Genomic DNA, 12,256 nt, shown 5'->3' with positions numbered 1-12,256 from the left:
TCCGAATAACTTGCGGCTCTCTGGCGTGACGAAATCGCTCGGAGGGCGAGAGATCGTCTCCGCTCTGGACCTCGACATCGCGGCAGGGGAGCTCATTTGCCTCCTCGGCCCGTCGGGTTGCGGCAAGACGACCACCCTGCGCATGATCGGGGGATTTCTGTCACCCGACTCCGGGGTGATCTCGATCAGCGGTACAGACCACACGCGCACTCCCGCGGAGCGTCGCCCCACCGCGATGGTGTTCCAGAATTACGCGTTGTGGCCGCACATGACCGTGTTCGACAACGTGGCCTACGGGTTGAAGGTGCGCAAGACGAAGAAGAGCGACATCACACGCCGAGTCGAGGAGGTTCTCGAGCTGGTGGGCCTCAGCCACCACCTCCGCAGCCGCCCCGGACAGATCTCCGGCGGAGAGCAGCAGCGTGTCGCCCTCGCCAGGGCGCTCGTGCTCGAACCCAGCCTCCTTCTGCTCGACGAGCCCCTGTCGAATCTCGACGCCAAACTGCGGGTGCGAGTGCGCGAGGAGATCCGCGAGATCCAGAAGCGCAGCGGAATCACGACGGTATTCGTGACCCACGATCAAGAGGAAGCGCTGTCCTTGGCCGACCGGATTGCCGTAATGAACAACGGCAAGATCGAACAACTCGGTGTCCCAGACGAAATCTATCGAAATCCCGCGACGCCCTTCGTCGCCCGATTCGTCGGGACGATGAATCTCGTGGACGCGTTCGTGCACGGCGGTGACGTCCAGTCGATCGAACTGCCGTCGGGTGTGCACGTGCCAGTAACCGGCGGCGAGCGTCTACCCGGAGGCATGAGCCTCGTCGCCATCCGGCCGGAAGACGTTCAGCTCGCCGCGGTCGGTGCGGGTGCGCCGGGAACCATCGTGCGCGACATCCCGCTGGGTCACTATCGCGAACTGATCGTCCGGGTGGGCGACCAGGAACTGCGCGTCTTCGACTCCGCACTGCGCCGATGGGCCAGCAACGATGTCTTCGTGACGATCTCCCGGGCATCGACTTTTGCGAGCGCGAACCAGTGACGATCACCATCGCCCACCGGGGCGCGCCGATGCTGGCGCGGGAGAACACTCTCGACTCGATTGCTGCAGCCGCCGCCTGCGGAGCGGACTGGGTCGAAATCGACATCAAGCTCACCAGCGACGGCGTGCCGGTCGTGCTTCACGATCAGACGTTGGAACGTCTGTGGGATGACCCTCGACCCGTCATCAGGGTGCCTGTCGACGAGCTTCCGGGCAGGGCGGGCGGGAACGGTCTGATGATCCCGACCCTCGATGAAGCACTGGCGGTGGCGGGGAAGCTTTCGGTCGCACTCATGATCGATGTCGCGAGCGTTGCGGAAGCCGATGCGGGCCTCGATGCCGTCGAAGCGCGGAATGTCGCCGGAGGAGGAATCTTCACCGGGTCGCCTGACGCCCTCGCGCGCGTTAGGGAACGGTCGAGCGACGCGACGATCGCGCTGAGCTGGGAAGAACCGGATCTGCCCGATGACTCGACCTTCGGCAGGATCGCACCGCAGTATTTCAACCAGGTTCACGACCTGGTGACAGGCGATCTAGTGCGCTGGATTCACGACCGGGGAATGTTCGCCAGCACCTACACGGTCGACGACGCCGAAATGATGCGCAGGCTGATGTCCTTCGGAATCGATGCGATCATCTCGAACGACATCGAAATGCTCATGCGGGAGCGCGCCGCCGCCCGCTCGACAGGGGGTACCCATGACTGATCGCGCCACCATCGACGAGTGGGCTGCAGCCGCACTCGAACTGGGCCGGTGGGCCGCAGAGGAGATGCGCAACTCGGAGCCGCTGCAGTTGACGGCGAAGGCGAACCTCGCGGACATCGTGACGGATGTCGACCAGCGCATCGAGTCGCGAGTGCGAGACGTGCTCTCCCGACGGTTTCCGTCGCACACGATTAGCGGCGAGGAATTCGGAACGACAGGAGGCAACGCGGGATCGCCGACGTGGTACCTCGACCCGATAGACGGCACGACCAACTTTGCCAACGGCATTCCGTGGAGTTCGTTCAGTCTGGCGTTGGAGGACGGCGATGGACCTCTTCTCGGAGTGGTCGTCGACCCCTCTCGCGGGGAGATATTCACTGCGGAACGAGGAAATGGTGCTCGACTGAATGGCCTGCCGGTTCATTGTTCCCCAGCCTCGTCGCTTGCCGGAACCGTCGTTCTCACCGAGTGGCGGGGTCACCTTCCGTGGGAGGGAATGTATTCCGTGATCACAGAGCTCGCGAACGATCACGCGACAACCAGGATCATGGGATCATCCGCTCTCTCGCTGGTCACGACCGGCTGCGGGCGCAGTGTTGCGACGATCCTCGGGGCATACGACCCGATCGACGATATGGCCGGTCTTCTTTTCGCGCAGGAAGCCGGAGCCCGCATCGAGCTCGTCGCAACGGGCGTGGGTTCGTTGACCGTTGTCGCCCCTGGTGTCAGCGGGGCAGTGGCGGCTGCGCGCGAACGCGCGACAGCCCGCGACGCGGCGATGAGCTAGTCAATCGCGTCATCCACCTCAATGCCGATCGGCTCGATGGCCGGTTCCATCACGACGTCATCCGCCTGTCGACTCCCGGATGATCAGGGTCGGAACCGGCTCGGCGACCGTCTGCACCGGTTCGCCGTCGATCGCGGCGAGGAGCGCTGTGGCGCCGTCGTTCCCGAGCACGGTGGGATCGCGCCGCAGCGCGGTCAGGTGGGGACGCAATGCCAGCCAGATCGGGCTGTCTTCCCAGGCGACGACGGCCATCTGTTCGGGGACGGCGAGCCCGGCGTCGGCGAGCTCGCTGAGGCCGGCGATTGCGAGCACCTCGTTGTCGAAGATCACCGCGGTCGCCCGCGGCTCGCGGATGAGCAGTTCGATGGTCGCCCGAGATCCGTCGGCTGCTGAATAGTCGGTGGAATACGCGGGGTCGGCGATGATGCCGGCTGCAGCGGATGCCTGCTCGAACGCGTCGATGCGGCTCTGGGTATGCGAGAGCTCGCTGAGCCCGCTCACGTAGGCGATGTGGGTGTGCCCCTGAGCAACAAGGTGCGCGACGATGATGCGCATCGCGGCGTCGTCGGAGATCGTCACGTGGGGGAGGCCGAACGACTCGGGGCCGCCGATCACCACGGCGGGCAAGGAGAGTTCGGTCAAGACAGCGGGGCGGGGGTCGTCCACGCGCAGATCGACGAGCAGTACGCCATCAACCCGATGCTCCGAGTACCACCGACGGTAGGTGGCGATCTCCGCCTCCACGGAATCGACCAACTGCAGAACGAGCGACAGCGATCGACTCGCGATGCTCTGCTCGATACCCGCGATAAGGCGCAGGAAGAAGTTCTCGGTGCCGAAACTGTCGGTGGTTCTGGCGATCACCAGACCTATTGCGCCTGCTCGCGCCCCCGCCAGGGAGCGCGCCGCGACGTTCGGCTGCCAGCCCATCGTCTCCGCGGCGTCGAGTACTTTGCGGCGAACGGCCTCCGAGACTCCGGGCTTGCCGTTCAGGGCGAACGACGCGGCGGCGGCCGATACTCCGACGGCATCCGCGATGTCTTGGATTCTGGCTCGCTTCACTGCGCCCACCTCCTCGGCTGCTCGCGCTCGGGTGGACCGGTTGTCACTTAGGCGCTTAAGTGATTATATGGTTACACCCGTACTTATGCGCATAAGGTGTGCGCAGGATGTATCACGACTGCAGTTCAGAGGAGAGCGAGCAATGGTGTTCAGCAAGAGAAAACGGACGATGGGAATCATCGCGATCGCGGCAGGAGCGGCATTGGCGCTCAGCGCCTGTGCGGGAGGTTCGGCGGGATCGAGCAGTCCCCAGAGCATCGATGGGAAGATAACCGGCGCAATCACGTTCCAGACCTGGAACCTCAAGGCCGGGTTCAAGGACTACTTCGAGGGCCTGATTTCGTCGTTCGAGAAGAAGCACCCCGGCACAGAGATCAAGTGGCTCGATCAGCCCGCCGACAACTATGCCCAGAAGCTGCAGGCGCAGGTGACGTCGAACAGCCTTCCCGACGTGGTCAATACCGCGCCCGATCTCGCCTACCCGCTCGCGCAGGCGGGAGCATTGCTCGATCTCGGTAAGGCCGACCCGAAAGCGAAGTCGCTGTACCTCGCAGACGCCTGGGACAGCACGAAGTACGCCGATCCCGCTGGTTCGTTCGCCTACCCCTGGTACCTGAACACGGGGCCGACCTTCTTCAACAAGAAGCTGTTCACCGAGGCGGGCCTCGACGCCGCAGCTCCGCCGAAGTCGTACGACGACATGTTGAAGCAGGCGGCACAACTCGGCAAGGCAGCGAACGGCAAGTTCTACATGTGGGGAAACGTTCCCACGATCATCGACCTGGCCGAGAACGGTGTGAAGGTGATCACCGCCGACCAGACGAAGTTCACCTTCGACTCTTCCCGCGCGGAAGAGCTGCTGAAGGAATTCAAGGCCGCGTATGACGCCAAGGGCATCCTGCCGGCCGGGCTCAGCGCGAGCTACACCGGTGTCGGTGACGCATTCATGAGCGGGCAGGTCGCCATGAACTCCGGTAGCGCCTACGACCTCAAGAACTTTGACAAGAACGCGCCCGAGCTTGCTCAGAACCTCGGCATCGCGCCGGCCTTCAGCAGCACCGGTGTCTATCAGATGTCGGTGCAAGACCTGTCGGTCTCGTCGAAGAGCAAGAACACCCCCACCGCGGTCGCCTTTGCGAAGTACGTCACGAACGCCGAAAACCAGATGGCCTTCGCGAAGATCGTCAACATCTTCCCGTCGTCGACCGGCTCGCTCGACGACCCGTTCTTCTCCAAGACCGACGGCACCCAGAACACCGAACTCCGCGTCGCGGCCGCCGCTCAGCTGAAATCTGCCGAGTCGTTCCGCCCGCCCGTGTTCACCGCCGCGATGGAGACGTACGTGCAGCAGCAGTTCGCCGACGCCATTCTCGGAAAGACTCCGATCAAGGATGCGCTGGCCAACGCTGTGGCCAAGTGCAACCAGTTGCTGGGCTGAGTATGACCAGCGTCGGAACGACTCCTGCGGGGGTGGCGGCACCCGCCGCCCCCGCGGGACAGCGCCGCAGGGAACGAACAGCTCCCGCCGGTTCGCAGGTGCGACTGAACGGACGACTGGCGCCGTGGTTGTTCCTCTTGCCTGGGCTCTTCGTGGCTTTGGCTTTCGTCTTCTGGCCGTTTGTGCAGACGATCGTCACCTCGTTCACCGACGCCCGCCCGTTCGTCGCGGGCAAGTTCGTCGGCCTCGAGAACTACGCGACCGTCTTCACTGATCCGCTGTTCTGGGTGGCGTTCCGCAACAGCCTGCTCTACGTGGTCTGCGTCGTACCGTTCATGATCGTGCTGCCCCTGCTGCTCGCGATTCTGATGCAACGCGTCATCCCCGGGTCGGCGTTCTTCCGCACGGCCGTCTACACCCCGGTCGTCGCCTCGACCGTCGTCGTGATCATCATCTGGCAGTGGATGTTCAACGATCGCGGCCTGATCAACGGAATCTTGCAGTCGATACACGTGATCTCGAAGCCGATCCCGTTCCTCTCCGACCCCGTGCTTCTGTTGTTCTGCGCGATGGTCGTCACCATTTGGAAGGGCCTCGGCTACTACATGGTCGTGTACCTGGCTGTGCTCAGCAACGTTCCGCGCGATTTGCACGAGGCCGCGGAGATGGATGGGGCCGGTGTCATCCGGCGATTCCTCATCGTGACCGTGCCCGCCATGCGGGCGACGATGATCCTGGTCGGGGTGATCTCCTCCGTTTCGGCGTTCCGGGTCTTCTCAGAGGTGTACCTGCTGGCGGGTCCCACGGCCGGTCCGGGAGGCGCTGACAGCACCCTCGTTACCCTCATCCAGTCATCCGGCACCGGGCTTTCGGCCCAACTCGGCTACTCGTCGGCCGTCTCGGTCGTGCTCTTCGTTTTGACCGTCGGATTGCTGGCAGTGAACCTGCGCGTCTCCAACTCGAAGGATCTGTCATGACCGCCGAAGCGACCTCCACGCGTGTGCGCCGCCGACGTGGCTACGAGACCAAAGACGGCTACCGTCTTCGCGGGCCCGAGCTGGCGGTGCGCTACCTATTGCTGCTGCTCGTGCTCGCTATCACTGTGGGGCCGTTCGTCTGGCAGTTCCTCACCTCGATCAAGGGCGTCGGCGACAACCTCTACGCGATCCCCCCGATCTGGTTGCCGAAGCACGCGACGGGCGAGAACTACGCACGGGTGACGTCGATCGTGCCCGTGCTGAGCTTCGTGGGCAACTCGCTCATCGTGGCGGTCTCCAACGTAGCGATCAATGTGATCGGGTCGGCCCTGGCCGGCTACGCGCTCGCCCGACTCCGGTTCCGGGGGCGCTCGCTCGCCCTGTCGGTGTTCGTCGGCGCACTGCTGATTCCTGGCGAGGCCTCGATCATCGCGCTGCTGCAGATCATGAACTCCGTGCACCTCACCAACACGCTGGTCGCGGTAGTGCTGCCCGGATGCATCGGCGCGCTGAATGTGCTGCTCATGCGCAATGCCTTCCTGGCCATCCCGCACGAGATCGACGAGGCGGCAGCACTCGACGGGGCGAACGCGTGGCGCCGGTTGTGGAACATCGCGATGCCCGCGGTGACCGGAACTCTCGCCGTCGTCGGGCTGATGTCGTTCATCGGCAGTTGGGATGACTTCCTCTGGCCGTTGCTCGTGCTGACCGACACCGACAAATACACCCTCACCATCGGCCTCAACTACCTGCAGAGCACCTTCGCCGGCGACCCGCGGGTCGTCGCTGCCGGCACCATCATCGCGGTGGTGCCCCTCATCATCCTGTTCATCGCCCTGCAACGTCAGTTCTTCAAGGGCGTGGGCGAGGGCGCCGTCAAGGGCTGACTTCTCGCGCATCTTCTCCATCGCTCTACCGCTTCACATCGAAAGGCTTTTCATGCACGACAACCACGTCCTGATCGAAAACCGAGTCGCCCGCGTGCTGCTCGAGCGCATCTCGACCACCGTCCACGAGCCGGTGGCTCCACTGACCGTGGAGGCATGGCATGTCGCCGGCGGTCGTGGCGAGCCGGTCCAGCCCTCCGTCGCACTCCCGGGAGGAGACGCGACGGCGAAGGCCGACGCGGGTGTCGACTATCAGCCGTTCGCGGTGGGCGACCCGTGGGGCCCCGCCTGGGGCACGACCTGGTTTCATGTCACGGGCACGGTTCCCCCCGAGGCGGAGGGCAACGAGCTGGAGATCGTCATCGACCTCGGCTGGCAGAATCACTCGCCGGGATTCCAGAGCGAGGGCCTCGTCTATCGGCCCGACGGCTCGGTGGTCAAGGCACTCAACCCCCGCAACGTCTGGATCCCCGTCGAAGGCGCGGCCGGCGACCCCATCGATCTCTACATCGAGGCGGCAGCCAACCCCCTGCTGCTCGACGTTCACCCCTTTCTCCCCACCGACGAGGGCGACAAACTGACCTCATCGCACGAGCCGATCTACACGCTCGCCCGGGCCGATGTGGATGTCTTCCACCGCGAGCTCTGGGAGCTGGCGGCCGACCTCACCGCACTGCTCGAGCTGGAGCTGGAGCTGCCGCTGGGCGAGCCGCGTCGGTGGAACATCCTGCGGGCGATGGAACGGGCGATGGATGTTCTCGAGCTCTCCGATGTGCCCGGCTCCGCGGCATCCGCTCGCCAGGAACTGGTGGAGGTGCTGTCTGCGCCGGCCAACGCGAGCGCTCACACCGTCACCGCGATCGGACACGCGCATATCGACTCCGCGTGGCTCTGGCCGATGCGCGAGACGGTGCGCAAGGTCGCGCGCACGTCGTCGAACGTGCTCAACCTGCTCGAGAGCGATGGCGACTTCCAATTCGCCATGTCGTCGGCGCAGCAGTACGCCTGGATCAAGGAGTACCGCCCCGAGGTCTTCGAGCGAGTGAAGAAGGCCGTCGCCGACGGTCGCTTCGTGCCGGTCGGAGGCATGTGGGTCGAGTCGGACACCAACATGGTCGGTTCCGAGGCGATGGCCCGGCAGTTCGTCCACGGCCAGAAGTTCTTCATGGAGAACTTCGGCATCCACGCGCACGAGGTCTGGCTGCCCGACTCGTTCGGCTATTCGGCGGCCCTGCCGCAGATCGTGACGTTGGCCGGCATGAAGTGGTTTCTCACGCAGAAGATCTCGTGGAACCAGACCAACCTCTTTCCGCACCACAGCTTCAACTGGGAGGGCATCGACGGCACGCGCGTCTTCACCCATTTCCCGCCCGCTGACACCTACAACTCCAATCTGTCGGGCAAGGAACTCGCCCACGCTGTGCGCAACTACCGTGACAAAGGCGCATCGAATCACTCGCTGGTGCCGTTCGGCTGGGGCGACGGCGGCGGCGGGCCCACCCGCGAGATGCTGCAGGCGGCGAAGCGCACGCGTGACCTCGAGGGATCGCCGAAGGTCGTCATCCGCACGCCGGCAGAGTTCTTCGCCGAGGCCCAGCGCGAGTATGTCGATGCACCGGTCTGGAAGGGCGAGCTCTACCTCGAGCTGCACCGCGGCACGCTGACCTCGCAGGGCAAGACCAAGCAGGGCAACCGCCGCAGCGAGCATCTGCTGCACGAGGCCGAGCTGTGGGCGGCGACGGCGGCCATCCGAGGCGTGGCCGACTACCCGCACGCCGAGCTCGACCGCATCTGGAAGCTCGTGCTGGTGCACCAGTTCCACGACGTGCTGCCCGGCACCTCGATCGCCTGGGTTCATCGCGAGGCCGCCGAGCGCTACCAGCAGATCGCTGAAGACCTGCACGCGATCATCGAGTCGTCGCAGCGTGCGCTGGCCGGCGAGGGCGACGCGGAGCTGGTGTTCAACGCCTCTCCGTTCGCCCGAGACGGCGTGCCGAGCTACGGTGCCGCGCTGAGCGTCGTCGCCACCACCCCGGTCGACGCCGTCGCCGAGAACGGCGGATTCGTGCTCGACAACGGGCGTATCCGCATCGTCGTCGAGGCCGACGGCACGCTCGGCTCGGTGCGTGACCTCGCCGCCGATCGCGAGGTTCTGCCCGCCGGCGAGTCGGGCAACCTGCTGCAGGTACACAACGACTTTCCCAACATGTGGGACGCGTGGGACATCGACGAGTTCTACAAGAACACGGTCGTCGACCTGCGCGACGTCGAATCGCTCGAACTGCTGCGCTCGGCCGACGGCAGCGCGACGGTTCGGATCGCGCGTGCTTTCGGCTCGTCGCACATCGTGCAGAACGTCACCGTCGCTCCGGATTCCACCACCGTCGACATCGACACGATCGTCGATTGGCACGAGCAGGAGAAGCTGCTCAAGGTCGCCTTCCCGATCGACGTGCACACCGACCAGGCCGCATTCGAGACGCAGTTCGGTCACCTGGTGCGTTCGACCCACGTGAACACGACGTGGGACACCGCACGATTCGAGGTCTCTGCGCATCGCTGGGTGCACGTGGGGGAGCGCGGCTATGGCGCGGCAGTGGTCAACGATTCGACCTACGGGCACGACGTCGCGCGCCATGAGTCCGAAGACGGCGGCAGCTACACGACCGTGCGCCTGTCGCTGCTGCGCGGGCCGAAGTACCCCGACCCGCAGACCGACCAGGGCGAGCATCGCGTGCGCTTCGGACTGGTCGTCGGTGCCGAGCTCGGCGAGGCGGTTGAGGCCGGCTACGCGATCAACCTGCCCGAGCGCCGTATCTTCGGGGCCACCCCGGTCGCTCCGATCGCGCGGACCGAAGGTGCCGTGGTGCTCGAGACCGTCAAGCTCGCAGAGGATGAGAGCGGCGACGTGATCGTGCGTCTGTACGAGCCCCTCGGCTCGCGTGCCCGCGCGACGGTGACCCCGGACTTTGCATTCGATTCCGCGTGGGAGACCGATCTGCTCGAGCAGCCGCTCGATGGTGCCGCTCTCGTCAGCTCGGATGGTGGCGAGTTGGCGTTGCGCCTCCGTCCGTTCCAGATCGTCACCGTGAGGCTCCGCCGCCGATGAGCGTTTCCCTCACCCGTTCTCGGCCGCTGCGCTGGGGCGCCAACTACACCCCGCGCGACGGCTGGTTCCACTCGTGGCTCGACTTCGACGCCGACGCCGTGCGGCGCGACTTCGAGGTGTTGGCCGGGCTCGGACTCGACCACGTGCGGGTGTTCCCGATCTGGCCGCTTCTGCAGCCGTCGCGGACGCTGATTCGCGGTGCGGAGCTGGCAAAGGTCGGGACAGTGGTCGACGTCGCGGCGGAGTTCGGAATGGATGTCGCCGTCGATGGTCTGCAGGGGCACCTGTCGAGCTTCGACTTCCTGCCGAGCTGGGTGACCAGCTGGCATCGCCGAAACATCTTCACCGACCCGCAGGTCGTCGCGGCAGAAGCGGAGCTGATCACCGCGATCGCTCGCGAGGTGTCGGCCAGACCGAACGTTATCGGCCTCACGGTCGGAAACGAGACGGACCAGTTCGCGCTGGACCGGCATCCGGAGGCCTTCGTCACCAGCGCCGACCAGATGGGCGCCTGGCTGGAGACGATGCTCGCGGCGGCGCGGGAGGGCTGGCCGCACGGTCAGCATCAGCACTCGTTCGACGACGATGTGTGGTTTGACGATCGGTCTCCCGTGACGCCGCTGCACGCCGCGGCTCTGGGGGATGTCACCACGGTGCATTCGTGGATCTTCACGGCGGTGGCTCGCGAGTTTCCCGCGGGGCATCCGGCCCGCACGAGATTTGCCGAGTATCTGGTTCAGCTCGCGGCCGCATGGTCGGATGACCCGCAGCGACCGGTCTGGCTGCAGGAGATCGGTGCTCCCTTCCCGGCGGTGGCCGAGGCCGACGCCCCCGACTTCTTGGAGTCGAGCCTGCGCAACACGCTCGACTCCCCGCAGCTGTGGGGCGTCACCTGGTGGTGCTCGCACGATGTGAGTCGCACGCTTGGTGACTTCCCCGAGCTCGAGTACACCCTGGGGTTGATCGACAGCGATGGCGTCGTCAAACCGATCGGGCGTCGATTGGCGGAACTGATTCAGAGTGAACGCGCGAATCCCACCGCCCCGGTCGAGCGCACCTCGACGATCGAGTTCGACGCGGGAGACCCGTTCACCGCCCCGAGTCGCTCGGCGACGCGGCCGGGGGGCACCGTATTCGCGAGCTGGTTGGAGGCGGTCGAGAGTGGCGAGAGGGTGGGGCTGTCCCAGGCTATTCGGGAATAGCCGGCGGGGCCTCGCCGCGGCATCCGTCGAGCATCACTTCGTCTCGACGCGACCGATCTCGTGCGTGCCGTCGTTGAAGGCGGCGCGCGCAGCGGGCCAGCTCGCGTCATCGACGTCGAGGGCGCTCCGAAGGTACGCAGTAGTCATTCGCTGGATGACGGCGACCCGCTCCGGGTTCTCGTCGGTCGTCTCGGCGACCTCGTAACCGACGATCCCGCCGAGCCCGTGCTCGGCGCCGTACAGGGTGATGAGGTCGGTCGCGCCGGGGCTGTGCGTATATCCGTCGGTAAACCAGTCGGGTCCGCGGCTAGACATCTTCGACTGGTCGTGGTCACCGGCGATGACGAGCGTCGGCGTGGTCAGCTCCTGGAAGGACGGGTGCATGAAGGGGAAGTTCGCCTGCGCGAACGGATGTAGGTGCTCGCCCCCGAGACCGGTCGCGGAGAGCAGGATGCCGGCGCTGATGCGGTGGTCGGACATGTCGTCACCGACGTGGCCGGCCTTGTCGACGATGCGTGCGCCCAGGAGTGACTGCGCGGTCTGCGCGCCCCAGGAGTGACCGGTCGCGGCGATGCGGCTGGGGTCGATGCGACCGGAGAGGCCGGGGACTGCGGCCTCGACGGTGTCGAGCTGGTCGAGGATGTGCCCGAGATCAGCGATCCGCTCTGTCCAGATCGACGGGAACACGGGGTGGTCGAATCCGAATCCGATGCGGCGGGAATCGAGATGCGTGGGCTGGATGACGACGAATCCGCGGGAGGCCCAGAACGCCGCGAGCGGCGCGTAGCCGTCTAGATTCCACCCGTTGCCGTGAGAGAACAGCACCACGGGGAGGTCCGTGCCGGTTGCCGGGGCGGATATCCGCACCTCGAGCGGGACCGGTCGTGCGGGGGCGAGAAGCTCGACGGGAGAAGCCGAGACGACCGGAACTCCAGCGCCGACGATGGAATTGAGTGCCTCGACGGTTGGGGACGTAATTGGGGACATGATTGCTTCCTTTCGAACGGGAACGGGCTCTGCCATACTGGAAGCGGAGCACCGCTCC

General features: G+C 65.5%; 10 protein-coding genes. 8 read left to right on the top strand and 2 right to left on the bottom strand.

Annotated features, from left to right (window positions below):
- Positions 1-25 precede the first annotated feature (25 nt).
- Genes IV501_RS01495 through IV501_RS01485 form a run of 3 tightly spaced genes read left to right on the top strand, consistent with a single transcriptional unit; the run spans position 26 to position 2,536 of the window.
- Positions 26-1,042, top strand: a complete 1,017-nt coding sequence (locus tag IV501_RS01495; RefSeq protein ID WP_307812127.1) for an ABC transporter ATP-binding protein — start codon at positions 26-28, stop codon at positions 1,040-1,042.
- On the top strand, positions 1,039-1,749 hold the full coding sequence (locus IV501_RS01490; RefSeq protein ID WP_200554643.1) for a glycerophosphodiester phosphodiesterase: 711 nt from the start codon (positions 1,039-1,041) through the stop codon (positions 1,747-1,749). The genes IV501_RS01495 and IV501_RS01490 overlap by 4 nt, the downstream gene beginning before the upstream one ends.
- A complete protein-coding gene (locus IV501_RS01485) occupies positions 1,742-2,536 on the top strand; it encodes an inositol monophosphatase family protein (RefSeq protein ID WP_200554642.1) in 795 nt (264 codons plus the stop codon). The genes IV501_RS01490 and IV501_RS01485 overlap by 8 nt, the downstream gene beginning before the upstream one ends.
- A gap of 57 nt (positions 2,537-2,593) precedes the next feature.
- On the opposite strand, the gene IV501_RS16490 is transcribed toward IV501_RS01485, so the two are convergent.
- The gene (locus IV501_RS16490; protein WP_200554641.1) at positions 2,594-3,598 is read right to left on the bottom strand and encodes a LacI family DNA-binding transcriptional regulator; all 1,005 of its coding nucleotides are present in this window, start codon (positions 3,596-3,598) and stop codon (positions 2,594-2,596) included.
- 169 nt (positions 3,599-3,767) lie between these two features.
- Between IV501_RS16490 and IV501_RS01475 the strand changes: the two genes are divergently transcribed.
- From IV501_RS01475 to IV501_RS01455, 5 genes are all read left to right on the top strand, one after another.
- A complete protein-coding gene (locus tag IV501_RS01475; protein ID WP_200554640.1) occupies positions 3,768-5,036 on the top strand; it encodes an ABC transporter substrate-binding protein in 1,269 nt (422 codons plus the stop codon).
- 152 nt (positions 5,037-5,188) lie between these two features.
- Positions 5,189-6,013 (top strand): carbohydrate ABC transporter permease, encoded by an 825-nt coding sequence (locus tag IV501_RS01470; RefSeq protein WP_307812126.1) that lies wholly within the window; start codon positions 5,189-5,191, stop codon positions 6,011-6,013.
- Entirely contained in the window at positions 6,010-6,900 is an 891-nt protein-coding gene (locus IV501_RS01465; protein ID WP_200554638.1) for a carbohydrate ABC transporter permease, read from the top strand. Before IV501_RS01470 ends, IV501_RS01465 begins: the two co-directional genes overlap by 4 nt.
- A 52-nt stretch (positions 6,901-6,952) precedes the next feature.
- Positions 6,953-10,009: an alpha-mannosidase gene (locus IV501_RS01460; RefSeq protein ID WP_200554637.1), complete on the top strand. Its 3,057-nt coding sequence runs from the start codon at positions 6,953-6,955 to the stop codon at positions 10,007-10,009.
- A complete protein-coding gene (locus tag IV501_RS01455) occupies positions 10,006-11,211 on the top strand; it encodes a glycoside hydrolase 5 family protein (RefSeq protein WP_200554636.1) in 1,206 nt (401 codons plus the stop codon). The genes IV501_RS01460 and IV501_RS01455 overlap by 4 nt, the downstream gene beginning before the upstream one ends.
- A gap of 33 nt (positions 11,212-11,244) precedes the next feature.
- Here IV501_RS01455 and IV501_RS01450 read toward each other — a convergent pair whose 3' ends face one another.
- Positions 11,245-12,198 carry an alpha/beta hydrolase family protein gene (locus tag IV501_RS01450; RefSeq protein WP_200554635.1) on the bottom strand — a complete coding sequence of 318 codons (954 nt, stop codon included), beginning with the start codon at positions 12,196-12,198 and terminating at the stop codon, positions 11,245-11,247.
- Positions 12,199-12,256 lie beyond the last annotated feature (58 nt).

This window comes from Lacisediminihabitans changchengi (assembly GCF_016634425.1).
Lineage (GTDB): Bacteria > Actinomycetota > Actinomycetes > Actinomycetales > Microbacteriaceae > Lacisediminihabitans > Lacisediminihabitans changchengi.
This window is presented reverse-complemented; position numbering and strand designations above follow the sequence as displayed.

What these genes read in the sequence shown, in the direction of transcription:
- IV501_RS01485 (WP_200554642.1), top strand. Translation starts at nt 1,742, where the DNA reads ATGACTGATCGCGCCACCATCGACGAGTGGGCTGCAGCCGCACTCGAA.
- IV501_RS01475 (WP_200554640.1), top strand. Translation starts at nt 3,768, where the DNA reads ATGGGAATCATCGCGATCGCGGCAGGAGCGGCATTGGCGCTCAGCGCC.
- IV501_RS01465 (WP_200554638.1), top strand. Translation starts at nt 6,010, where the DNA reads ATGACCGCCGAAGCGACCTCCACGCGTGTGCGCCGCCGACGTGGCTAC.
- IV501_RS01460 (WP_200554637.1), top strand. Translation starts at nt 6,953, where the DNA reads ATGCACGACAACCACGTCCTGATCGAAAACCGAGTCGCCCGCGTGCTG.
- IV501_RS01455 (WP_200554636.1), top strand. Translation starts at nt 10,006, where the DNA reads ATGAGCGTTTCCCTCACCCGTTCTCGGCCGCTGCGCTGGGGCGCCAAC.
- IV501_RS01450 (WP_200554635.1), bottom strand. Translation starts at nt 12,198, where the DNA reads ATGTCCCCAATTACGTCCCCAACCGTCGAGGCACTCAATTCCATCGTC.